Raw genomic sequence first — 21,855 nt, forward strand, 5'->3', positions numbered from 1 at the left:
ATGGGGCCATGATGGGCCCGTCAGCTGTGAGCGTGCCACACCTGCCGGCGCGTACGGCGGCGAGGGGCGTTGGGTAGGGTCGGCGGCGTGCGCAAGACCCTGATCGTGACCAACGACTTCCCGCCGCGGCCCGGGGGCATCCAGGCGTTCCTGCACAACATGGCGCTGCGGCTGGACCCGCAGCGCCTGGTCGTCTACGCCTCGACCTGGAAGCGGACCCGGGAGGGTGTCGAGGCGACCCGCGCGTTCGACGCCGAGCAGCCCTTCACCGTCGTACGGGACCGCACGACCATGCTGCTGCCCACGCCGGGTGTCACCCGGCGGGCCGCCGGTCTGCTGCGGGAACACGGCTGCACCTCGGTGTGGTTCGGGGCGGCGGCCCCGCTCGGTCTGATGGCACCGGCCCTGCGCGCGGCGGGCGCCGAGCGGCTGGTCGCCACCACGCACGGCCATGAGGCCGGCTGGGCGCAGCTGCCCGCCGCCCGCCGGCTGCTGCGACGGATCGGGGACTCCACCGACACGATCACCTACCTCGGCGAGTACACCCGCTCACGCATCGCCCCCGCCCTGACGCCCGGCGCGGCCGCGCGGATGGCGCAGCTGCCGCCCGGGGTCGACGAGAAGACCTTCCACCCCGGCTCGGGCGGCGAGGAGGTGCGGGCCCGGCTGGGCCTGACGGACCGCCCGGTCGTGGTCTGCGTCTCCCGGCTGGTGCGCCGCAAGGGCCAGGACACGCTGATCCGGGCCCTGCCGCGCATCCTGGCGGCCGAGCCGGACACCGTCCTGCTGATCGTCGGCGGCGGCCCCTACGAGCAGGATCTGCGGCGGCTCGCGCACGAGACCGGCGTCGCCTCCGCCGTGCGCTTCACCGGCGCCGTGCCCTGGTCCGAGCTGCCCGCCCACTACGGCGCCGGCGACGTCTTCGCCATGCCCTGCCGCACCCGCCGGGGCGGCCTGGACGTCGAGGGCCTCGGCATCGTCTACCTGGAGGCCTCCGCGACGGGCCTCCCGGTCGTGGCCGGCGACTCCGGCGGCGCCCCGGACGCGGTCCTGGACGGCGAGACGGGCTGGGTCGTGAAGGGCGGCTCCCCCCAGGAGACGGCCGACCGCATCACGATTCTCCTCGGCGACGCGGAGCTGCGCCGCAGGATGGGGGAGCGGGGCAGGGACTGGGTCGAGGAGAAGTGGCGCTGGGATCTGCTCGCGGAGAACCTCAAGAACTTGCTCTAGGGCCGTAGGGGCGCGGGGAACTGCGCGACCAACCACAACGAACCCGCACCCGCCGACGGCGAACACGTGCCAGCCCACTAGGCGGAACCCGAAAATCCGCCGATGCTGCGCGCATGACAGTAAAACTGATGCAGCGTCAGCTGACAAGACGTCACATCCTCGGCATGGCAGCCCTCCAGACTGCCGCCGCCCTCGGCTTCACCCGCATCGGCCTCCAAAGCGCCCGAGCCGCCCAGCCCGACGAGGCCGACACCGCCCCCGCGATCGTCATCGGCTCCGGCTACGGCGGCGCCGTGGCCGCTCTCCGTCTCGGCCAGGCCGGAATCCGCACGATCGTCCTGGAGATGGGCCGCCTCTGGAACACCAACGGCCCCGACGGCAAGGTCTTCTGCACCACCAGTGCACCCGACCACCGCTCCATGTGGTTCCGGGACCGCACCGAGGCCCCCCTCGGCACCTTCCTCTGGCTGGACGTCGTCAACCGGGACATCGGCCGCTACCCGGGCGTCCTGGACCGCGTGCACTTCGACCACATGTCCGTGTACGTCGGCCGGGGTGTCGGCGGCGGCTCCCTGGTCAACGGCAGTATGGCGGTCACCCCGCCCCGGCCGTACTTCGCCGAACAGTTCCCGGCCGTCGACGCCGACGAGATGTACGGCACGTACTTCCCGCGCGCCCGGGCCGCCCTGGGCGTGAACACCGTCGACCCGGCCTGGTTCGAGTCGACGGAGTGGTACCGCTTCACCCGCGTCTCCCGCAAGCACGCCGAGAAGACCGGCCTGCGGACCACCTTCGTGCCCAGCGTCTACGACTTCGGACACATGCAGCGCGAGGCGGCCGGCACCGCCCCGAAGTCGGCGCTCGGCGGCGAGGTCATCTACGGCAACAACCACGGCAAGCGCAGCCTGGACAAGACGTACCTCGCCGGCGCCCTCGGCACCGGCAAGGTCACCGTCCACACCCTGGAGAAGGTGCGCGCGATCAGCCGCGCGCCGGACGGCACCTACGTCCTGACCGCCGACCGCATCGACGAGACCGGCCGCGTCGTCGGGACCAAGGAGTACGGCTGCACGTACCTCTTCCTCGGCGGCGGCAGCCTCGGCACCACCGAACTGCTGCTGCGCGCCCGGGAGACGGGCACCCTGCCCGCGCTCGACGCCAGTGTCGGGGCCGGCTGGGGCACCAACGGCAACGTGATGCTCGGCCGGGCCAACCACCTGTGGGACACGGTCGGCGCGAACCAGTCGACCATGCCGGTCATGGGCATCGACGACTGGGCGAACACCGCCAACCCGGTGTTCGCCGAGATCGCCCCGCTGCCGACGGGCCTGGAGCACTGGGTGAGCCTCTACCTGGCGATCACCAGGAACCGGGAACGGGCGTCCTTCTCCTACGACACCGGCTCGGACCGGCTCCGGCTCGGCTGGACGGCCGCCCACTCGGCGGTCTCCGTCGCCATGGCCAAGAAGCTCTTCGACCGCATCAACGCGGCCAACGCGACGATCTACCGGTACGACCTGTTCGGTTCCGGCAGCAAGGTCTTCGCCGACGACTTCACCTACCACCCGCTGGGCGGCTGCGTGCTGGGCCGGGCGACGGACGCCTACGGGCGGGTCAAGGGATACTCCCGGCTGTACGTCACCGACGGCTCGCTCGTGCCGGGGTCGCTCGGGGTCAATCCCTTCGTGACCATCACCGCCCTCGCCGAACGCACGATGGCGCGGGTCCTCGCCGAGGACACCGCGCCATAGCCGACCCGGCCGAGGGTCACTTCGCGTAGATCGCCTCGACCTCGTGCGCGTAGTCCTTCGCCACCACGTTCCGCTTCAGCTTCAGCGAGGGCGTCAGGTGGCCCGAATCCTCCGTGAACTGGGAGGACAGAATGCGGAACTTCCGCACCGATTCCGCCTTCGACACCGCGGCGTTGCCGTCGTCGATCGCCGCCTGGATCGCGGCCAGCAGGTCCGGGTCATCGCTTAGCGACGCCGCGGTGGAACCCGCCGGCTTGCCGTGGTCGGAGCACCAGCGGCCCAGGAACTCCTCGTCGATGGTGACCAGCGCGCCCACGAACGGCCGCCCGTCGCCCACGACCATGCACTCGGCGACCAGCGCGTGCGCCCGGATGCGGTCCTCGATCACGGCCGGGGCGACGTTCTTGCCGCCCGCGGTGACGATGATCTCCTTCTTGCGGCCGGTGATCCTGAGGTAGCCGTCCTCGTCGAGGGTGCCGATGTCACCGGTGTGGAACCAGCCGTCGGCCAGCGCCTCTGCGGTCGCGCCGGGGTTGTTCCAGTACTCCTTGAACAGGTGCTCGCCGTGCAGCAGCACCTCGCCGTCGTCGGCGATCCGCACCACCGAGCCGGGCAGCGGCTGGCCGACCGTGCCGATCTTCTGCCGGTCCCAGGGGTTGAACGCGGTGGCCGCGCAGGACTCGGTCAGGCCGTAGCCCTCCAGGACCGTGAAGCCGATGCCGCGGAAGAAGTGCCCGAGGCGCTCGCCGAGCGGGGCGCCGCCGGAGATGGCGTACTCGCCCCGGCCGCCGAGGACCGCCCGGAGTTTGCTGTAGACGAGCTTGTCGAACGTCTTGTGCTTGATCTTCAGGCCGAACGACGGGCCCGAAGGGGTGTCCAGCGCCTTGCTGTAGGCGATCGCGGTGTCGGCGGCCTTGTCGAAGATCTTGCCCTTGCCGTCGGCCTGGGCCTTGGCGCGCGCCGAGTTGTACACCTTCTCGAAGACGCGCGGCACACCGAGGATCAGCGTGGGGCGGAACGCGGCCAGCTCGTCGGTGAGGTCCTTGATGTCCGGGACCGTGCCCAGCTTGATCGGCGCCATCATGGGCGCGATCTGCACCAGCCGGCCGAAGACGTGCGCGAGCGGCAGGAAGAGCAGCACCGAGCACTCGCCGGTGCGGAACAGCGGACGCAGCCGCTCCACGATGTTGCCGCACTCGGCGAAGAAGCTGCGGTGGGTGAGCACACAGCCCTTGGGTCGGCCGGTGGTGCCGGAGGTGTAGACGATCGTCGCCGGATCGTCGGCCTTGGCGAACGAGCCGCGCTCCTCCACCGTCTCGTCGGTGACGTCCTGGCCGAGCCGGCCCAGCTCGTCGACGCCGCCGCCGTCGATCTGCCACACGTGCTTGAGCGCCGGCAGCCCGCCACGCACCGACTCGACCGCGGCCGCGTGGGCCTGCGACTCCACCACGCAGGCGGTCGCACCCGAGTCGCCCAGGATCCACTGCACCTGCTCCGGCGAACTGGTCTCGTACACCGGCACCGTCACCGCGCCCGCGCTCCAGATCGCGAAGTCCAGCAGCGTCCACTCGTACCGGGTGCGGGACATCAGGCCCACCCGGTCGCCCGGCTGGACCCCGGCGGCGATCAGTCCCTTGGCCGCCGTGTGCACCTCGGCGAGGAAGGTCGTGGCGGTGACGTCCTGCCAGCTGCCGCCGACCTTGCGGGCGATGACGGCGACGTCCGGGTGCTGCGCGGCGTTTCTGCGGACGATGTCGGTCAGGTTTCCGTCCGCAGGGACCTCGTACAAAGCCGGAAGGCTGAACTCGCGCAAGACTGCTGCTCCTCATAGGGCGCCGGCGCCACGACGGTGTGTGCTGCGACGGTGCGGTCCAAGGCTCGGGGAGGTGCTCGCGCATTCACTTGTTGAAATGCAGAGCACGACTGGACTGCCCGGACGTTACCCGCCGGTATGGCTTCTTCGACAGGGGGGCCCGTCGAGATGTTCGCTGCGTCACACAGTTGGGTATTCCTTCGCGCACAGTAGTCCACGGGCTAACTGACTGGCCAGTAACCGCAGGTAGGGCCGCCACTGTTCACAAGGGCAGCGCTCGACCTACGCTTGATCGTCATGGCACCCACACCAGCCGGAAGCCGGCGGACGCGCATCCACGTGGTCAGTGACGTGCACGGCAACGCCCGCGGCCTGGCGAGGGCCGGCGAGGGCGCCGACGCCCTGATCTGCCTGGGCGATCTCGTCCTCTTCCTCGACTACGCGGACCACTCGCGCGGCATCTTCCCCGACCTGTTCGGCGTGGAGAACGCCGACCGCATCGTCGCGCTGCGCACCGCCCGCCGCTTCGAGGAGGCCCGGGTCTTCGGGGCCGGGCTGTGGGCCGGCCTCCAGGGGGACCGCGCCACGGTGATCGAGAAGGCGGTGCGCAAGCAGTACGCCGAGCTGTTCGCCGCGTTCCCCTCTCCTACGTACGCCACCTACGGCAACGTCGACATGCCGCCCCTGTGGCGGGAGTACGCGGGCCCGGGCACGACCGTCCTCGACGGCGAGCGCGTCGAGATCGGCGGCCGGGTCTTCGGCTTCGTCGGCGGCGGCCTGCGCACGCCGATGCGGACGCCGTACGAGGTCAGCGACGAGGAGTACGCGGCGAAGATCGAGGCGGTCGGCGAGGTCGACGTGCTCTGCACGCACATCCCGCCCGAGGTCCCCGAACTGGTCTACGACACCGTCGCCCGCCGCTTCGAGCGCGGCAGCCGCGCCCTGCTCGACGCCATCCGCCGCACCCGGCCCCGCTACTCCCTCTTCGGGCACGTCCACCAGCCGCTGGTGCAGAGGATGCGGATCGGGGCGACCGAGTGCGTGAACGTGGGGCACTTCGCGTCCACCGGGACCCCGTGGGTGCTGGAGTGGTGAGGGCGGCCCAGGTCGGGTGAGATCCGCGGGTCCCGTGCGCGGTAGCCTTCACGCTGCACACACGTGCGCAGGACGACGTCTTACCGGCCCGCATCTGGAGGAGCCACGGCGATGGCGGAACACACCAGCTCGAGCATCACCATCGAGGCCGCCCCGGCCGACGTCATGGCGGTCATCTCCGACTTCGCCCGCTACCCGGACTGGACCGGCGAGGTGAAGGAGGCGGAGGTCCTCAAGACCGACGCCCAGGGCCGCGCCGAGCAGGTCCGCCTCGTCATGGACGCGGGCGCGATCAAGGACGACCAGGTCCTCGGGTACACCTGGACCGGCGAGAACGAGGTGTCCTGGACGCTGGTGAAGTCCCAGATGCTGCGCTCCCTCGACGGCTCGTACATCCTCAAGCCGTCCGGCGCGGGCGGCACGGAGGTCACGTACCTCCTGACGGTGGACGTCAAGATCCCCATGCTCGGCATGATCAAGCGCAAGGCGGAGAAGGTCATCATCGACCGGGCGCTGGCCGGGCTGAAGAAGAGGGTCGAAGCGGGCAAGTAGCCCTGGCAGCGCAGCCGGCGGCGGCAGCACCGGGCGCTCCGGCGACTCCCGGTACCGTTCAGCCCCATGCGCACCATCCTGATCACCGGCCCCGGCGGCAGCGGTCGTACCACCCTCGCGGCCGCTACCGCCCTGGCCGCGGCGGCCGAGGGCACCCGCACCCTCGTCCTCGGCACCGACCGCACGGACACCCTCGGTGCCGCCCTGGGGGTGCCGACCGGCCCGGCCCCGGTCCAGGCCGCCCCTCGGCTCACCGCTTGGCGCCCCGACGCCGCCCAGGACTTCCGTGAGGACCTCACCGCGCTCCAGGACCGCGCCTCCACCGCCCTGGACCTCCTCGGCGCCTCCCGCCTCGACCCCGAGGAACTCACCCCCCTGCCCGGCGCCGAGGAACTCGCCCTGCTGCGCGCCCTGCGCGACGCCGCGCTGTCGGAGGAGTACGACACCCTCGTCGTCGATCTCCCCCCGGCCCCGCAGGCCCTCGCTCTCCTCGCCCTGCCCGAGGAACTCCGCCGCTACCTGCGCCGCCTGCTCCCGGCCGAACGGCAGGCCGCCCGTGCCCTGCGCCCCGTCCTCGGCCGCCTCGCCGGCGTCCCCATGCCCGCCGAGTGGCTCTACGAGACGGCCGGCCGCTGGGACCTGGAACTGGCCGCCGCCGAAGCGGTCGTCGCCGACCGCGACACCGTCGTACGCCTGGTCGCCGAGCCCGGTCCGGCCGGTGCCGAAGCGCTGCGCACCGCCGGCCTCGGCCTCGCCCTGCGCGGTCTGCGCACCGACCTCGTGATCGCCAACCGCGTCCTGCCCGAGGCCTCCCCGGACACCTGGCTCGCCGGACCCGTCGCCCAGCAGCGCAAGACGCTGGAGGAGTGGCGGGAGTCGTACGACGTCCAGGCCGTGGCCCACCTCGGACACGACCCGCGCGGCACCGACGACCTCACCGCGCTCGCCGTGCCCGGCGGCCGGCCGGCGCCCCCCGCGGGCGACTGGCCCGTGACCGACCGGCTCGGCGAGGACGGCGTCCTCGTCTGGCGGATCCCGCTGCCCGGCGCCATACGCGAGGAACTGGATCTCGTCCGACGCGGCGACGAACTCGTCGTCACGGCCGGGCGGTTCCGCCGGATCGTCCCGCTGCCCTCCGCGCTGCGCCGCTGCACCGTCGACGGGGCCGCCCTGCGTGAGGGAGAGCTGCGGATCCGCTTCGTACCCGACCCCGGACTGTGGCCGCAGAGCCGGTGACAGGGCGGGCGACGGGCCGGGAGGAACGGCCGGCCCCGGCCCGTGAACGAGGTACGCCCGTTCGGGTAACGTCGTAGGGACGAACCGTAGTCAGGAGTCCGTCATGAGCGAAGAGCCCTCCCCGTCCGGCGCCGCCCGCGAAGAGGCCGCGGACGAGGTGCGGGCGAGCGACGCCGACGCCTGGGCGACCGCGTGCGCCGAGGACCTCCAGGCGGAGAAGGCCCGCCGCCGCACCCAGCACGGCACGCCCCCGGGCTCCGCGGCCGACGAGCTGAAGAAGCTCGTCGACGCCGTCGCGGAGAAGCTGTCCGACGTCCGGTCACCGCTGCTCGGCGCGGTCGCGGGGCCCGCCGCCCAGCAGGTCGTCCGGCAGGTCGTGCAGCAGGCCAAGGACGCCGTGGAACCCGTCATCGAGCGCAATCCGGACGTCTTCGACCACCTGGCGGCGGCCGGGAACGAACTGCTCGCCGCCTACCGCTCCGCCGTCCAGGCCCAGGAGCGCCGCTGGACCGGCCGCGACGATCAGGGCGACCCCCGTGACCAGGACGCACGCCGGGACGGCGGCGACGACGCCGGCCCCGGGGAGCGCATCGACCTGGACTGAGTCCCCGGCCCCGGCCGAGCGGCACTTCCGGTGCGGCCGCCCGGGGTGCCCACCGTGCGGACGACCGCCGACCCGACGGCAGGGCCTCGGGTACCGTTATCCGTAGCGGGGCTCGACCGAAACTGAGGGATTCATGGGACTCACCATCGGCGTCGACATCGGCGGCACGAAGATCGCGGCCGGCGTGGTCGATGAGGAAGGCAACATCCTCTCGACCCACAAGGTGCCGACCCCGGGCACGGCTGAGGGCATCGTGGACGCCATCGCCTCGGCGGTGGACGGCGCACGCGTCGGTCACGACATCGTCGGCGTGGGCATCGGCGCAGCCGGCTACGTGAACCGGCAGCGCTCCGAGGTCTACTTCGCGCCCAACATCCACTGGCGCAACGAGCCGCTCAAGGAGAAGGTCGAGGCCCGCGTGGGCCTCCCGGTGGTCGTGGAGAACGACGCCAACGCGGCGGCGTGGGGCGAGTACAAGTTCGGTGCAGGCAAGGGCCACCGCAACGTCATCTGCATCACGCTGGGCACCGGCCTCGGCGGCGGCATCATCATCGGCAACAAGCTGCGCCGCGGACACTTCGGCGTGGCCGCCGAGTTCGGCCACATCCGCATGGTGCCGGACGGCCTGCTGTGCGGCTGCGGTTCACAGGGCTGCTGGGAGCAGTACGCCTCGGGCCGGGCCCTGGTGAGGTACGCCAAGCAGCGCGCCAACGCCACCCCCGAGAACGCCGAGACGCTGCTCGGCCTCGGCAACGGCACGCCCGACGGCATCGAGGGCAAGCACATCTCCATGGCCGCCCGCCAGGGCGACCGGGTCGCCGTCGACTCCTACCGCGAACTGGCCCGCTGGGTCGGAGCGGGCCTCGCCGACCTGGCCTCCCTCTTCGACCCCTCCGCGTTCATCGTCGGCGGCGGCCTCTCCGACGAGGGCGAGCTGGTCCTGGGCCCGATCCGCAAGTCCTACAAGCGGTGGCTGGTCGGCGGCAACTGGCGCCCGGTGGCCGAGGTCCGCGCGGCGGAACTGGGCAACAAGGCCGGCCTGGTGGGCGCGGCGGACCTGGCCCGGGAGCCCGACCCGATCATGTGACGCCCTCAGGTCCATGCCCCAAGGGGCGCGGGGCTGTATCGATGTGCGGCTCCGCCGCGTGGGCGCGACAAGCCACGAACGACCGGCACTCGCGCACAACCCCGCCCCCCGCCCCTTCGGGCGTAAATTGATCACATGTCGCTGCTCCCCAACTCGCGTACCGAACCAGACGGTTCCGCAGTCATCAGGGTCCTCAGCTACAACATCCGCTCCATGCGTGACGACACCGACGCCCTGGCCCGCGTCATCAGGGCCTGCGAGCCCGACCTCGTCCTCATCCAGGAAGCCCCCCGCTTCTTCCGCTGGCGCAAGAAACTCGCCCGCCTTGCCCTCGCCTCCGACCTCGTGATCGTCACCGGCGGCGCCACCACCACAGGCCCGGCCATCCTCAGCTCGCTCCGCGCGAGCGTCGAACGCACGGAGGACATCCTCCTGCCCCCCACGCCCGGCCTGCACCGCCGCGGCTTCGCCACCGCGGTCGTCCGCATCGCCGGTGCCCGCCTCGGCGTGCTCAGCTGCCACCTGTCGCTCCAGAAGGACGAGCGCTACGAGCAGTCCGGCATGCTGCTGGACCGGCTCGCCGGCATGGGCGTGGAGCACCTGATCGCCGGCGGCGACCTCAACGAACGCCCGGAGGGCCCGGCCTTCCGCCGCCTGGCCGCCGGCCTGACCGACTGCCGGGCCGCGGCCCCCTGGGGCGGCGAGCACACCTGGACGCCCACCGATCCCTATCAGCGCATCGACGCGATCTTCACGACGAAGGGCATCGAGGTGCTGGGCTGCGGCGTGCCGTCCGCCCTGCCGGGGGTGTCCGACGCAGACCTGAGGGCGGCCACGGACCACCTCCCGGTCCTGGCCGCCCTCAGGATCCCGGCTTCCTAGACGACCGCACCCCGCCCGGGGTCGTCGTCGTCCTCGTCGTCCGTACGCATGCGCATCACCAGGGTCGCGAACCCGCCGAGGAAGCCGCCGATCCCCAGCGTGGCCAGCCACCACGTCATGTCCCAGCCGAGCAGCACGGCCAGCAGGAGCAGCACCGGCCCGCCGAGCACACCGAGCCAGGCGAACTTGGAGGTCGGATCGGCGGCGGGCAGCGGGGGCGGCTCCGGGGGCACGAAGTGGCCCTCGTCGTCCTCGTCGAAGTCGTCCTCGGTGGGCTCGGGCGTGGTGTAGTCGCGCGGGCCGACACCGGGCGCGAACGAGACCGAGCCGCCCAGGGGCTGCACGGCCTTGTCCCCGGGCTCCTCGGCCTCCCGCGGCTCGGCCGGCTTGACGGTGTCCCCGGACTTCACCGCCGTGTCGCCCCGGTCGCCGTCGATCACGGCGTCGTTGGTCCCGGCCGCCGGCAGGGCCAGGTCCTCGATGGACTTGAACGGCTTGGCGCCCGGCGGGTCCGGCGGCTCCTCGCCGTACCCGGCGACGATCGCCGCCCAGGCGGCCTCCTCGTCGATGGGGACGCCCTTCTCCTCCGGCTCCCGGCCCTCACGGTCGGAGTCGTGCTCAGCCACCTGCGGTCGTCCCTTCCTTGCCGAGCCCGGGCTCCTTGCCGAGGGCGGACGCGATGCGGCCGATGAACGCGAGGCTCTCCTCGTGGATCCGGTCCGCGTCATGGTCCAACGTGGCGACGTGGTAACTCTGTTCCAGGATGACCTCTTTCACGTCCGTCGAGGAGATGCGGCTGAGGATCCGGGCCGAGTCGGCGGGCGGCACCACGTGGTCCTGCGGGCTGCGCATCAGCAGCACCGGCTGCGTGACCTGCGGCAGTTCGCGGTCGGTGGCCTGGAAGAACTGCCGCAGCGAGTGCGCCGCGTGCAGCGGCACCCGGTCGTAGCCGAGCTCCGCGCAGTCCGGCTTGGCGATGTCGCTGGCGATGCCCTTCGTCGCGGGGACGAGGTGGCGCACCACCGGGAGGGCGTGGGCGGCCAGGCCGTGCACCTTGTTGGCGGGGTTGACGACCATGACACCGCGGACGGCGTCGCCGTGCTTGGCGGCCAGCCGCAGGGCGAGCGCGCCGCCCATGGACAGACCGGCCACGAAGACCGTCTCGCGGCGCTCGCACAGCAGACGCAGCGCGCGGTCCACCTCCGCGTACCAGTCCTGCCAGCCGGTGATCCGCAGGTCCTCCCAGCGCGTGCCGTGTCCGGGCAGCAGCGGCAGGGAGACGGTCAGGCCGTGCTCGGCGAGGTGCTCCGCCCAGGGGCGCAGCGACTGCGGTGATCCGGTGAAGCCGTGGCAGAGGAGGACGGCGACCTCTCCGCCCTCGTGGTGGAACGGCTCGGCTCCGGCAAGGACCGGCACCTTCGGCCTCCTGGTCGTGAGAAGGGACTGGCACGATCACGGAATGTCACGGAACGTCATGGAAAGGAGTCGCACGTCGTTCGCGGGACCTTCACCGTACGCGACCGCACTGACACCGACCAGGGCCGTCGGAGCCTTTGGCAGCGCTCCGGGTTAAGGTCTGACCGACACATACAGGAGGCACTCGGTTGTTGTACGGCGCGATGAAGGTCACCGTCGGGGGTCCGCTGAAGCTCGCCTTCAGACCCTGGGTGGAGGGCCTGGAGAACGTACCCGCCGAGGGCGCTGCGATCCTGGCGAGCAATCACCTGTCGTTCTCCGACTCCTTCTTCCTGCCAGCCGTCCTCGACCGCAAGGTCACCTTCATCGCGAAGGCCGAGTACTTCACGACGCCCGGCGTGAAGGGCCGGCTGACGGCTGCCTTCTTCAAGGGGGTCGGGCAGCTTCCGGTGGACCGTTCCGGTGCGCGCGGCGCGGGCGAGGCCGCCATCAAGAGCGGCATCGAGGTGCTGGAGCGCGGCGAGCTGTTCGGGATCTACCCGGAGGGCACGCGCTCGCCGGACGGGCGGCTCTACCGGGGCAAGCCGGGCGGTCTCGCGCGCGTGGCGCTCGCCACGGGCGCGCCGGTCATCCCCGTCGCCATGATCGACACGGAGAAGATCCAGCCGCCCGGGAAGGTCGTGCCGAAACTGATGCGGCCCGGCATCCGGATCGGCAAGCCCCTGGACTTCAGCCGCTACCAGGGCATGGAGCACGACCGGTTCGTGCTCCGCGCGGTGACCGACGAGGTCATGTACGAGATCATGAACCTCTCCGGCCAGGAGTACGTCGACATGTACGCCACGGCCATGAAGCGACAGCTCGCGGAAGCGGCGAAGGCGGAGAAGGAAGCCGAGAAGGCGGCCAGGGCCGCTCTCGCACGGGCCGAGAAGGAACAGGCCGAGAAGGAGAAGCGGGAGAAGGAAAGGCAGCAGCAGGAGCAGCAGGAGCGGCGGACCGGACCCTAGCCGGGGCTTCGGTCGGGGGGCGGGGGAGATGGCCAAGCGCGAGCGAGTCATGAGGATGTCGGTCGAGCAGCCCCTGTGGCGTGCCCTCACCGGGTACCGGGTGCTCACGATGCTGTACGCGGTCGGCCTGTTCGCCACCGCCTACGACGAGTTCACCCGACCCTGGGTCGCCGTCGCCTACTTCGCCGTGCTGTGCGCCTGGACCCTGGCCACACTGCCCCGCGTGGCGAACGCCGCCCGCTGCACCAAGCGGTTCCTCGCCGCCGACCTCACCATCGCCGTCACCGGCATCCTGCTCACGCCCGTCGCCGACGCCCACGAGCGGGTCCAGGCGGGCGGCCCGACGCTGCCGTCGATATGGACCGCCGGTGCCGTCCTCGCCTTCGCCGTCAAGGGCGGCTGGCGCTGGGCCGGGCTCGCCTCCGGCCTCGTGGCCGTGGCCAACCTCATCGAGCGCGGCAGCCCGGCCCGCGACACCGTTCACAACGTCATCCTGGTCTGCATCGCTTCCATCGCCATCGGCTACGTCGTCGAGGTCGCCCGCGCCTCCGAGCGCACCCTCGCCCGCGCCCTGGAGATCGAGGCCGCCACGCGCGAGCGGGAGCGTCTCGCCCGGGACATCCACGACAGCGTGCTCCAGGTGCTGGCGATGGTGCAGCGCCGCGGGGCCGTGCTCGGGGGAGAGGCGGCCGAGCTGGGCCGGATGGCCGGTGAGCAGGAGGTCGCGCTGCGCACCCTGGTCTCCGGCGGCCTCGTGCCCGTCTCCCGGGTCTCGGAGGACGCCGCCGAGGGCGCGCTCGTCCGGGCCGTCGACGAGGAGCCGGAGCCGAGCGGCCCCGTCGACCTGCGCACCCTGCTCGCGCCGTACGCCGGGGCCAGGGTCAGCCTCGCCGAGCCCGGCGCGCCCGTGCCGCTGGCGCCGGCCGCCGCCCGGGAGGTCGCCGCGGCCGTCGGGGCCGCCCTGGACAACGTCCGCCGGCATGCCGGTCAGGACGCGCGCGCGTGGATCCTCGCCGAGGACGAGCCGGACGAGGTGATCGTCACCGTCCGGGACGACGGCCCCGGCATCCCGGAGGGGCGGCTCGTCCAGGCCGAGGGCGAGGGGCGGCTCGGCGTCGCCCTGTCCATCCGCGGCAGGCTGCGCGACCTGGGCGGCAGCGCGGAGCTGATCTCGGTGCCCGGCCAGGGCACGGAGGTCGAGTTGAAGGTACCGAAGGACGTGACGGACCCACGGGGGAAGGCGGAGCAGCGATGACGGACACCAGCGGGGACCGGCAGGACCCGATCAAGGTCATGGTCGTCGACGACCACCCCATGTGGCGCGACGCCGTCGCCCGCGACCTGGCCGAGTCGGGCTTCGAGGTGGTCGCCACGGCGGGCGACGGCGACCAGGCGGTACGCCGCGCCAAGGCCGCCGCGCCCGACGTCCTCGTGCTCGACCTGAACCTGCCCGGCAAGCCCGGCGTCCAGGTCTGCAAGGAGGTCGTCGGCGAGAATCCGGCACTGCGCGTCCTCGTGCTGTCCGCGAGCGGTGAGCACGCCGACGTGCTGGAGGCCGTGAAGTCCGGCGCGACGGGCTATCTGCTGAAGTCGGCCTCCACCGCCGAGCTCCAGGACGCGGTCCGCCGCACGGCCGTCGGCGACCCGGTCTTCACCCCCGGCCTCGCCGGGCTGGTCCTCGGCGAGTACCGCCGCCTGGCCTCCGAGCCCGCCCCCGCCGCCGACACCGGCGAACCCAAGGCGCCCCGGCTCACCGACCGCGAGACGGAGGTGCTGCGGCTGGTCGCCAAGGGCCTGAGCTACAAGCAGATCGCCGAACGCCTGGTCATCTCCCACCGCACGGTGCAGAACCACGTCCAGAACACCCTCGGCAAGCTCCAGTTGCACAACCGCGTCGAACTCGTCAGGTACGCGATAGAGCGCGGCCTCGACGACGAGTGAGGCGCCCGTCACACTGACCCTTCGTCAGGTACCTGCGGCGAAGGGACTGTTCCATGCGCGTCGGAGTACTGACCGGAGGCGGCGACTGCCCCGGCCTCAACGCCGTCATCCGGGCCATCGTCCGCAAGGGCGTGCAGGAGTACGGCTATGACTTCACCGGCTTCCGGGACGGCTGGCGAGGACCTCTGGAGAACGCCACCGTCCGTCTCGACATCCCGGCCGTGCGCGGCATCCTGCCCCGCGGCGGCACGATTCTCGGCTCCTCGCGGACGAACCCGCTGAAGGTGGCGGACGGTGTCCGCCGGATCAAGCAGACCCTCGCCGAGCTGGAGGTCGATGCGCTGATCACCATCGGCGGCGAGGACACCCTCGGCGTGGCCGCCCGCCTCTCCGGCGAGCACGGTGTGCCCTGCGTGGGCGTGCCGAAGACGATCGACAACGACCTGTCCGCCACCGACTACACCTTCGGCTTCGACACCGCCGTCGGCATCGCGACCGAGGCCATCGACCGGCTGCACACCACCGCCGAGTCCCACATGCGCGTCCTGGTCGTCGAGGTGATGGGCCGCCACGCCGGCTGGATCGCGCTGCACTCGGGCCTCGCCGGCGGCGCCAACGTCATCCTCATCCCCGAGCAGCGTTTCGACGTCGAGCAGGTGTGTGCCTGGGTGACCTCCCGTTTCCGGGCGTCGTACGCGCCGATCGTCGTCGTCGCCGAGGGGGCCGTGCCCAAGGACGGCGACATGGTCCTCAAGGACCAGTCGCTGGACTCCTTCGGGCACGTCCGGCTGTCCGGGGTCGGCGAGTGGCTCGCCAAGGAGATCGAGAAGCGCACGGGCAACGAGGCCCGCACCACGGTCCTCGGCCACGTCCAGCGCGGCGGCACCCCCAGCGCCTTCGACCGCTGGCTCGCCACCCGCTTCGGGCTGCACGCCATCGACTGCGTCCGCGACCGCGACTTCGGCCGGATGGTCGCCCTGCGGGGGACCGACATCGTCCGCGTCCCCATCGCGGACGCCACCGCCCGCCTGAAGACGGTGGATCCGGCGCTGTACGAGGAGATCGGGGTGTTCTTCGGCTGAGCGGCCGGCTGACCGGCCGGCGTCCGGTGCCGGCCGGGGCCGAGCGGGCCCCGGCCGGATCCGGGTCAGACCGAGGGCGCGCCCGTGCCCCGCACCTGCGCCACCAGCCCGCGCACCACCGCCGCGCCGTTCAGCGTCAGCACCGACTCGGGGTGGAACTGCACGCCCGCGAACCCGCGGGCGCGCAGCGCGTGCACCTCCCCGTTGGCGGCGCGCGCGACCTCGACACCGTGCGCCGCCAGTTCGGCCGCCGCCTCGTCGTCGCAGCGCGCCACGAAGCTGTTGTAGAAGCCGACGGTCTCCCGCCGCCCGAACAGTTCGATCTCCGTCTGCGCGCCCTGGTACGGCACTTCCTTGCGTACGATGTCCAGCCCCAGCTCGGCAGCGATCAACTCGTGCCCGAGGCACACCCCCAGCACGCCCTGCCGTTCGCCGCGGATCACCTCGGCGGTGAGGCCGCGCAGGAAGCGCATCTTGGGATCGGTGAGGTCGGACGGGTCGCCCGGCCCGGGCCCGAGCACGACGGGTCCCGCGTGCGCGAGCACCGCCTCCCGCAGCCCCGGCTCGTCGTACCGCCGCACGCTCACCTCCAGGCCGGCGGCGCGCAGCACGTGCGCGAGCATCGCCGTGAAGGTGTCCTCGCCGTCGACGACCAGGGCGTGTCCGGTCAGTTCCGCGGAGCGCTCCTGCATCCGCAGCCAGAAGGGCGCGAGCGAGGAGCGGCGTCCGTCGAGCGCGGCCCGCACCCGGGGGTCGTCGGCCAGCCGCGGCCGCGCGGACTCCTCGCGGGGCCGTCCCGGCCGTACGCCCAGGGCCGCCAGGACACCCGCAGCCTTCGCATGGGTCTCCGCGACCTCGCTCTCCGGGTCCGACCCGCGCACGAGCGTGGCGCCGACCGGAACACGCAGCCGCCCGCCGGAGGAGATGTCGGCGGTGCGGATCAGGATCGGGGAGTCGAGGGTCTGGGCGCCGCCGGGGTCCCGGCCGATCAGGGCCAGCGCGCCCGCGTAGTACCCCCGCCCCCCGGCCTCGTGCCGTTCGATGACCCGGCAGGCGTTCTGCACGGGCGAGCCGGTGACGGTCGCCGCGAACATCGTCTCCCTCAGCACGTCCCGCACGTCCAGCGAGGACTTCCCGCGCAGCTCGTACTCGGTGTGCGCGAGGTGCGCCATCTCCTTCAGCCGGGGCCCGATCACGACCCCGCCCATGTCGCCGACGGTGCACATCATCTTGAGCTCCTCGTCGACGACCATCGACAGCTCCTCGATCTCCTTGCCGTCGGCGAGGAAGCCCAGCAGGTGCTCGGGCGTGGGCCCCTCGGCGGGGTAGCGGTAGGTGCCGCTGATCGGGTTCATGACGACCGTGCCGCCGGACATCCGCACGTGCACCTCGGGGCTGGCGCCGACCAGCGTGCGATCGCCGGTGTGCACCACGAACGTCCAGTACGCCCCGCGCTCGCCCTCCAGCAGCCGGCGGAACAGGGCCAGCGCGTCGGCCCGCCCGAACCCGGGGATCTCTCCCTCGAACGTCCGCCGGATCACGAAGTTCGCGCCCTCGCCCCGGCCGATCTCCTCGCGCAGCACGCGCCCGACGATCTCGCCGTACTCCTCGTCGGCGACATCGAACCCGCCGCCCTCGACCCGCACGTCGTGCGCCGGAAGCTGCTCCAGGGCTTCGGCCAGCGGGACGTCGTACGACTCCTCGGGCGTGAGGGCCAGCAGGGGCGTGCCGTCGTCGCGGACGTCGAAACCGCGCTCGCGGATCTGCCGGAAGGGCACCAGCGCGAGGCTCCGGTCGGGGAGGTCGGCGAGGCGCTCGTGCGGGGTGACCGGGCCGATCAGGACCTCGACCCGTTCCTGGTCGTGGCCCGGGGTGCGGCGGCGCAGCAGGGCGAACGGACGGGGGTCGTCCGGCAAGCCGAGCAGGTTCATGGTCCGTGCTCCATCTCGGTGAGAGAGGAACGGACCCCGGGAAACGCCGAAGGCCGCCCCTCGGGCGGCCTTCGCGAAGTCGTGTGTACGCGCAGTCAGCGGGCCGCCGGATGAGCGGTCCACCACCAGGTCTGGGTCGAGTGCGCGAACATGCGACGCACCCTACCCCATGTCCGAGGAGTGTTCGGGGTGTCTCAATTGTTGGTCATGGGCCAGGACGCCCGACACGACCCCGTAGTGTTGAGGTCGTGACCGTGAACGCTAAGACCAGCGCCTCCGCTGGCAACACCTGGCGAGACCTGCCCGCGGCGCAGCAGCCCGAGTACCCCGACACCGAGGCTCTGCGCGCAGTCGTTGCGGACCTCGAGTCGTATCCGCCGCTCGTCTTCGCGGGCGAGTGCGACCAGCTGCGCGCCCGGATGGCGGCCGTCGCCAAGGGAGAGGCGTTCCTCCTCCAGGGCGGCGACTGCGCCGAGGCCTTCGACGCGGTGTCCGCCGACCACATCCGCAACAAGCTGAAGACGCTGCTCCAGATGGGCGCCGTGCTCACGTACGCCGCGTCCGTGCCGGTCGTCAAGGTCGGCCGCATCGCCGGCCAGTACTCCAAGCCGCGCTCCAAGCCGACCGAGACCCGCGACGGCGTGACGCTGCCGACCTACCGCGGCGACTCCGTCAACGGCTTCGACTTCACCGAGGCCGCGCGCATCCCGGACCCCGAGCGGCTGAAGCGGATGTACCACGCGTCCGCCTCCACGCTGAACCTGGTGCGCGCCTTCACCACCGGCGGCTACGCCGACCTGCGCCAGGTGCACGCCTGGAACCAGGACTTCGTGAAGTCGTCCCCGTCGGGCCAGCGCTACGAGCAGCTGGCGCGCGAGATCGACAACGCGCTGAACTTCATGCACGCCTGCGGGGCCGACCCGGAGGAGTTCAAGACGGTCGAGTTCTACGCCTCGCACGAGGCGCTGCTGCTCGACTACGAGTCCGCGCTGACCAGGGTCGACTCGCGCACGGGGCAGCTGTACGACGTCTCCGGGCACATGGTGTGGATCGGTGAGCGCACCCGCCAGCTGGACCACGCGCACATCGAGTTCGCCTCGAAGATCCGCAACCCCATCGGCATCAAGCTGGGTCCGACGACCACCGCCGAGGACGCGTTGCAGTACATCGAGCGCCTCGACCCCGAGCGTGAGCCGGGCCGGCTGACCTTCATCGTCCGCATGGGCGCCGACAAGGTCCGCGACAAGCTCCCCGAGCTGGTCGAGAAGGTCACCGCCTCGGGCGCGACCGTGGCCTGGGTGACCGACCCGATGCACGGCAACACCTTCGAGGCGGCCTCCGGGCACAAGACCCGCCGCTTCGACGACGTGCTCGACGAGGTCAAGGGCTTCTTCGAGGTGCACAAGGCCCTCGGCACCCACCCGGGCGGCATCCACGTGGAGCTCACCGGTGACGACGTCACCGAGTGCGTGGGCGGCGGCGACGAGATCTTCGTCGACGACCTGCACCAGCGCTACGAGACGGCCTGCGACCCGCGGCTCAACCGCAGCCAGTCGCTCGACCTGGCGTTCCTCGTGGCCGAGATGTACCGGGACCAGTGATGTACAGGGGCCAGTGACGGGTCCGCCTCTTACCGGGGCAAGGACTGGGGCGCGGATCACACGATCCGCGCCCCTCTCCACTTTTGCGCCCCGGACCCGACGGGTAAGGTTAGGTTAGCCTCACCGATCAACGGGGACGGCACATCGAGAACGACCCGTCGGAGGTGAACCGCGTGTACGTCTGCAGTTGCTTCGGGATCACCGAGCAGCAGGTCAAGCAGCACGCGGACGGCGGCGCCTGCACCCCCCGCCAGATAGCCTCCGCCTGCAAGGCGGGCACGGACTGCGGGTCCTGTGTACGCCGCATCCAGGCCATCCTGGGCAGGGGATCCTGCCCCCGCCGCGATCTGGCCGACCGGGGCGAGCCGGTGCTCACGGAGCTGGAAGACGCCGCCTGACGGCAGGCCTCAGCTCGGCTGCTCGATCTGCTGCGCGATGTACAGCGCCTCACCGAGCTTCTCGATCAGCTCCAGCTGCGTGTCCAGGTAGTCGATGTGGTGCTCCTCGTCCTCCAGGATCGTCTCGAAGAGGTTCGCGGACGTGATGTCGCCCTTGCTGCGCATCACCTCGATGCCGCGCCTGAGCCGGTCGATCGCCTCGACCTCGACCTGCCGGTCCGCCTGGAACATCTCGGTGACCGTCTGGCCGACCCGTACATGGAAGAGCCGCTGGTAGTTGGGCAGGCCGTCCAGCATGAGAATGCGTTCGGTGATCTTGTCCGCGTGCTTCATCTCGTCGATGGACTCTTCACGCGTGTACTTGGCGAGCTTGGTCCAGCCCTTGTTGTCCTGGATCCGGTAATGCAGCCAGTACTGGTTGATCGCCGTCAGCTCGCCGGTCAGCTGCTCGTTGAGGAATTCGAGGACCTCGGGGTCGCCCTGCATCGCAGAGGCTCCTTCCATGCGGGGGAACTGGCAGGTTGCGCCGCATGATTCCACTGGTGAAGAAGATCGTCCAGTAAGTCTGCACTTAGTAAGTAAGGGCATGCTTAGTTTGAGTTTGTCCCTTTTCGGAGTGGGCCCGGTCAGGGGCATCACCCGGGGTCTGTCAGGATGGAGTCATGGGTCAGCCGCTGGAACACGAATCGGGAGAAGGGCGCGATCCAGCAGGAGCGGCGCAGCCGGACCTGCCCCCGGGACAGCGGCTGCAACGCGGCTGGCCGGTCACGCACTACGGGCCCGTCCCCAAGTTCCGGCCCGAGCGCTGGGAGTTCCGGGTCTTCGGCGCCACCGCGGGCGGCGGCAAGCACTGCTGGACCCATGAGGAGTTCACGGCCCTGCCCCACACCACCGTGGTGGCCGATCTGCACTGCGTGACGAAGTTCAGCATGCTGGGCGCCGAGTGGGGCGGCATCCCCGCGCGCACGCTCCTGGACCTCGCCCCGCCCGCCGACGACGTCACCCATGTGATGGTGTGGGCCGAGTACGGATTCAGCTCCAACCTGAGACTGTCCGACTTCGCCGACGAGCACGTGCTCTTCGCCACCCACAAGGACGGCGAACTGCTCACCGCCGAGCACGGCTTCCCGCTGCGCCTGATCGTGCCCCACCTCTACGCCTGGAAGGGCCCCAAGTGGGTGCGCGGCGTGGAGTACATGACCGCCGACCGGCGGGGATTCTGGGAGGAACGCGGCTACCACAACATCGGCGACCCCTGGCAGGAGCAGCGCTACTCGTACCAGGAACTGCCGGGGGACGGCCCCGACCTCTGAGGCGTCAGCCGTCGCGCAGCTTCTTCAGCCGCTCCACGTCCGCCGCGTGCCCCTGCTTGCCGCCCGGCGTCTCGATGATCAGCGGTACGCCCGCAGTCGCGGGGTGCGTCATCAGGGCCCGGAACGGGTCCTCGCCGATGTGGCCGACGCCGATGTTCTCGTGCCGGTCCTTGTGGGCGCCCACCACGTCCTTGGAGTCGTTGGCGTGGATCAGCTTCAGCCGGCCCTCGCCCACGGTGTCCACGAGCAGGTCCAGCGTTTGGTGCATGCCGCTCGGGCCGGTCAGGTCGTGCCCCGCGGCATAGATGTGGCAGGTGTCCAGGCACACGCCGAGCATCGGATGGGCGTCCAGCGCCTCGAAGTACGGGCCGAAGTCCCACGTCCGCGAGCACAGCGAGGCGCCCTGTCCTGCCGTCGACTCCAGCAGCAGGAACGGGTCGTCGTCGTGGGTCAGCTCGTCCAGCAGCGGCAGCAGGTGCTCCCGCACCTGCTTCAGGGCCACCGACCGCTCCCGGCCGCCGGTCGCGCTGCCGGTGTGCACGACCACGCCGAGCGCCCCGATCTCCCGGCCGCGCCGCAGCGAGTGCCGCAGCGACTCCACCGACCGCTCCACGGTCGCCTCGGTGTGCGAGCCGAAGTTGATCAGGTAGGGGGCGTGCACATAGGCCGGGACCGACCCGTCCGCGCACGCCGCGCGGAACGCCTCGTCCTGTTTCGGGTTGCCGGTGGGCGTGGCCCAGCCGCGCGGGTTGGCGACGAAGACCTGGACGGCCTCCGCCCCCAGATCACGGGCGTACGACAAGCCTACGGTGTGGAGCCCGCCCGCCACCGGGACGTGGCCGCCCACGGGGTTGCGGGAGGGGCCGGACAGCTGACTGTTCACCCGTTCAGGGTGTCATGCGTCCGGCCCCGTCCC

At 71.6% G+C, this 21,855-nt stretch carries 22 protein-coding genes; 15 read left to right on the top strand and 7 right to left on the bottom strand.

Annotation, left to right across the window (positions count from 1 at the left end; genetic code table 11):
• Positions 1 to 87 precede the first annotated feature (87 nt).
• Positions 88 to 1,230: a glycosyltransferase gene (locus tag GTY56_RS18920; protein ID WP_161366529.1), complete on the top strand. Its 1,143-nt coding sequence runs from the start codon at positions 88 to 90 to the stop codon at positions 1,228 to 1,230.
• 128 nt (positions 1,231 to 1,358) lie between these two features.
• Complete coding sequence (locus tag GTY56_RS18925; RefSeq protein WP_524540118.1) at positions 1,359 to 2,981, top strand: GMC oxidoreductase; 1,623 nt, start codon at positions 1,359 to 1,361, stop codon at positions 2,979 to 2,981.
• A gap of 16 nt (positions 2,982 to 2,997) precedes the next feature.
• Here GTY56_RS18925 and GTY56_RS18930 read toward each other — a convergent pair whose 3' ends face one another.
• Positions 2,998 to 4,794 (bottom strand): AMP-dependent synthetase/ligase, encoded by a 1,797-nt coding sequence (locus tag GTY56_RS18930; protein ID WP_161366530.1) that lies wholly within the window; start codon positions 4,792 to 4,794, stop codon positions 2,998 to 3,000.
• Between the two features lie 297 nt (positions 4,795 to 5,091).
• Here GTY56_RS18930 and GTY56_RS18935 point away from each other — a divergent pair, with 297 nt between their 5' ends.
• The 6 genes from GTY56_RS18935 to GTY56_RS18960 all read left to right on the top strand — a co-directional run bounded on the left by GTY56_RS18935 (position 5,092) and on the right by GTY56_RS18960 (position 10,250).
• Positions 5,092 to 5,889 (top strand): metallophosphoesterase family protein, encoded by a 798-nt coding sequence (locus GTY56_RS18935; RefSeq protein WP_161366531.1) that lies wholly within the window; start codon positions 5,092 to 5,094, stop codon positions 5,887 to 5,889.
• Between the two features lie 111 nt (positions 5,890 to 6,000).
• Positions 6,001 to 6,441: an SRPBCC family protein gene (locus GTY56_RS18940; RefSeq protein WP_161366532.1), complete on the top strand. Its 441-nt coding sequence runs from the start codon at positions 6,001 to 6,003 to the stop codon at positions 6,439 to 6,441.
• Positions 6,442 to 6,507: 66 nt separating this feature from the next.
• On the top strand, positions 6,508 to 7,677 hold the full coding sequence (locus GTY56_RS18945; RefSeq protein ID WP_161366533.1) for an ArsA family ATPase: 1,170 nt from the start codon (positions 6,508 to 6,510) through the stop codon (positions 7,675 to 7,677).
• A gap of 103 nt (positions 7,678 to 7,780) precedes the next feature.
• A complete protein-coding gene (locus tag GTY56_RS18950) occupies positions 7,781 to 8,281 on the top strand; it encodes a DUF5304 domain-containing protein (protein WP_161366534.1) in 501 nt (166 codons plus the stop codon).
• Between the two features lie 133 nt (positions 8,282 to 8,414).
• Positions 8,415 to 9,368 carry an ROK family glucokinase gene (locus GTY56_RS18955; RefSeq protein ID WP_031107652.1) on the top strand — a complete coding sequence of 318 codons (954 nt, stop codon included), beginning with the start codon at positions 8,415 to 8,417 and terminating at the stop codon, positions 9,366 to 9,368.
• Positions 9,369 to 9,503: 135 nt separating this feature from the next.
• Complete coding sequence (locus tag GTY56_RS18960; RefSeq protein WP_161366535.1) at positions 9,504 to 10,250, top strand: endonuclease/exonuclease/phosphatase family protein; 747 nt, start codon at positions 9,504 to 9,506, stop codon at positions 10,248 to 10,250.
• Here GTY56_RS18960 and GTY56_RS18965 read toward each other — a convergent pair.
• Positions 10,247 to 10,876 carry a hypothetical protein gene (locus GTY56_RS18965; RefSeq protein WP_161366536.1) on the bottom strand — a complete coding sequence of 210 codons (630 nt, stop codon included), beginning with the start codon at positions 10,874 to 10,876 and terminating at the stop codon, positions 10,247 to 10,249. The genes GTY56_RS18960 and GTY56_RS18965 overlap by 4 nt on opposite strands.
• Positions 10,869 to 11,666 (bottom strand): alpha/beta fold hydrolase, encoded by a 798-nt coding sequence (locus tag GTY56_RS18970; RefSeq protein ID WP_161366537.1) that lies wholly within the window; start codon positions 11,664 to 11,666, stop codon positions 10,869 to 10,871. Before GTY56_RS18970 ends, GTY56_RS18965 begins: the two co-directional genes overlap by 8 nt.
• 203 nt (positions 11,667 to 11,869) lie before the next feature.
• Between GTY56_RS18970 and GTY56_RS18975 the strand changes: the two genes are divergently transcribed.
• The 4 genes from GTY56_RS18975 to GTY56_RS18990 are packed head-to-tail and all read left to right on the top strand — an operon-like array spanning position 11,870 to position 15,696.
• Positions 11,870 to 12,673 carry a lysophospholipid acyltransferase family protein gene (locus GTY56_RS18975; protein WP_161366568.1) on the top strand — a complete coding sequence of 268 codons (804 nt, stop codon included), beginning with the start codon at positions 11,870 to 11,872 and terminating at the stop codon, positions 12,671 to 12,673.
• A gap of 28 nt (positions 12,674 to 12,701) precedes the next feature.
• Entirely contained in the window at positions 12,702 to 13,928 is a 1,227-nt protein-coding gene (gene macS, locus GTY56_RS18980) for a MacS family sensor histidine kinase (protein ID WP_161366538.1), read from the top strand.
• Positions 13,925 to 14,614: a response regulator gene (locus GTY56_RS18985; protein WP_161366539.1), complete on the top strand. Its 690-nt coding sequence runs from the start codon at positions 13,925 to 13,927 to the stop codon at positions 14,612 to 14,614. Before macS ends, GTY56_RS18985 begins: the two co-directional genes overlap by 4 nt.
• Before the next feature lie 53 nt (positions 14,615 to 14,667).
• A complete protein-coding gene (locus GTY56_RS18990; RefSeq protein ID WP_161366540.1) occupies positions 14,668 to 15,696 on the top strand; it encodes a 6-phosphofructokinase in 1,029 nt (342 codons plus the stop codon).
• Positions 15,697 to 15,761: 65 nt separating this feature from the next.
• Here the strand turns inward: GTY56_RS18990 and GTY56_RS18995 are convergent, their stop codons facing one another.
• Entirely contained in the window at positions 15,762 to 17,627 is a 1,866-nt protein-coding gene (locus tag GTY56_RS18995; RefSeq protein ID WP_161366541.1) for an anthranilate synthase family protein, read from the bottom strand.
• A gap of 95 nt (positions 17,628 to 17,722) precedes the next feature.
• On the bottom strand, positions 17,723 to 17,779 hold the full coding sequence (locus GTY56_RS41590; RefSeq protein WP_078625594.1) for a trp operon leader peptide: 57 nt from the start codon (positions 17,777 to 17,779) through the stop codon (positions 17,723 to 17,725).
• A 96-nt stretch (positions 17,780 to 17,875) separates the two neighbouring features.
• Between GTY56_RS41590 and GTY56_RS19005 the strand changes: the two genes are divergently transcribed.
• Complete coding sequence (locus GTY56_RS19005) at positions 17,876 to 19,228, top strand: class II 3-deoxy-7-phosphoheptulonate synthase (protein ID WP_107458466.1); 1,353 nt, start codon at positions 17,876 to 17,878, stop codon at positions 19,226 to 19,228.
• A 164-nt stretch (positions 19,229 to 19,392) separates the two neighbouring features.
• Positions 19,393 to 19,626 carry a (2Fe-2S)-binding protein gene (locus tag GTY56_RS19010; RefSeq protein WP_107458467.1) on the top strand — a complete coding sequence of 78 codons (234 nt, stop codon included), beginning with the start codon at positions 19,393 to 19,395 and terminating at the stop codon, positions 19,624 to 19,626.
• A 9-nt stretch (positions 19,627 to 19,635) separates the two neighbouring features.
• Here GTY56_RS19010 and bfr read toward each other — a convergent pair whose 3' ends face one another.
• On the bottom strand, positions 19,636 to 20,112 hold the full coding sequence (bfr, locus tag GTY56_RS19015) for a bacterioferritin (protein ID WP_161366542.1): 477 nt from the start codon (positions 20,110 to 20,112) through the stop codon (positions 19,636 to 19,638).
• 176 nt (positions 20,113 to 20,288) lie between these two features.
• Here bfr and GTY56_RS19020 point away from each other — a divergent pair, with 176 nt between their 5' ends.
• Positions 20,289 to 20,939: a sulfite oxidase-like oxidoreductase gene (locus GTY56_RS19020; RefSeq protein ID WP_161366543.1), complete on the top strand. Its 651-nt coding sequence runs from the start codon at positions 20,289 to 20,291 to the stop codon at positions 20,937 to 20,939.
• Positions 20,940 to 20,943: 4 nt separating this feature from the next.
• On the opposite strand, the gene GTY56_RS19025 is transcribed toward GTY56_RS19020, so the two are convergent.
• Positions 20,944 to 21,822 carry a deoxyribonuclease IV gene (locus GTY56_RS19025; RefSeq protein ID WP_161366544.1) on the bottom strand — a complete coding sequence of 293 codons (879 nt, stop codon included), beginning with the start codon at positions 21,820 to 21,822 and terminating at the stop codon, positions 20,944 to 20,946.
• Between the last annotated feature and the right edge of the window lie 33 nt (positions 21,823 to 21,855).

Source organism: Streptomyces sp. SID5643, from assembly GCF_009872555.1.
Taxonomy (GTDB): Bacteria; Actinomycetota; Actinomycetes; order Streptomycetales; family Streptomycetaceae; genus Streptomyces; species Streptomyces iakyrus.

What these genes read in the sequence shown, in the direction of transcription:
- GTY56_RS18975 (WP_161366568.1), top strand. Translation starts at nt 11,870, where the DNA reads ATGAAGGTCACCGTCGGGGGTCCGCTGAAGCTCGCCTTCAGACCCTGG.
- GTY56_RS18925 (WP_524540118.1), top strand. Translation starts at nt 1,359, where the DNA reads ATGCAGCGTCAGCTGACAAGACGTCACATCCTCGGCATGGCAGCCCTC.
- bfr (WP_161366542.1), bottom strand. Translation starts at nt 20,112, where the DNA reads ATGCAGGGCGACCCCGAGGTCCTCGAATTCCTCAACGAGCAGCTGACC.
- GTY56_RS18935 (WP_161366531.1), top strand. Translation starts at nt 5,092, where the DNA reads ATGGCACCCACACCAGCCGGAAGCCGGCGGACGCGCATCCACGTGGTC.
- GTY56_RS18945 (WP_161366533.1), top strand. Translation starts at nt 6,508, where the DNA reads ATGCGCACCATCCTGATCACCGGCCCCGGCGGCAGCGGTCGTACCACC.
- GTY56_RS18990 (WP_161366540.1), top strand. Translation starts at nt 14,668, where the DNA reads ATGCGCGTCGGAGTACTGACCGGAGGCGGCGACTGCCCCGGCCTCAAC.
- GTY56_RS18955 (WP_031107652.1), top strand. Translation starts at nt 8,415, where the DNA reads ATGGGACTCACCATCGGCGTCGACATCGGCGGCACGAAGATCGCGGCC.
- GTY56_RS18950 (WP_161366534.1), top strand. Translation starts at nt 7,781, where the DNA reads ATGAGCGAAGAGCCCTCCCCGTCCGGCGCCGCCCGCGAAGAGGCCGCG.
- GTY56_RS19020 (WP_161366543.1), top strand. Translation starts at nt 20,289, where the DNA reads ATGGGTCAGCCGCTGGAACACGAATCGGGAGAAGGGCGCGATCCAGCA.
- macS (WP_161366538.1), top strand. Translation starts at nt 12,702, where the DNA reads ATGGCCAAGCGCGAGCGAGTCATGAGGATGTCGGTCGAGCAGCCCCTG.
- GTY56_RS18995 (WP_161366541.1), bottom strand. Translation starts at nt 17,627, where the DNA reads ATGAACCTGCTCGGCTTGCCGGACGACCCCCGTCCGTTCGCCCTGCTG.
- GTY56_RS18960 (WP_161366535.1), top strand. Translation starts at nt 9,504, where the DNA reads ATGTCGCTGCTCCCCAACTCGCGTACCGAACCAGACGGTTCCGCAGTC.
- GTY56_RS18940 (WP_161366532.1), top strand. Translation starts at nt 6,001, where the DNA reads ATGGCGGAACACACCAGCTCGAGCATCACCATCGAGGCCGCCCCGGCC.
- GTY56_RS18985 (WP_161366539.1), top strand. Translation starts at nt 13,925, where the DNA reads ATGACGGACACCAGCGGGGACCGGCAGGACCCGATCAAGGTCATGGTC.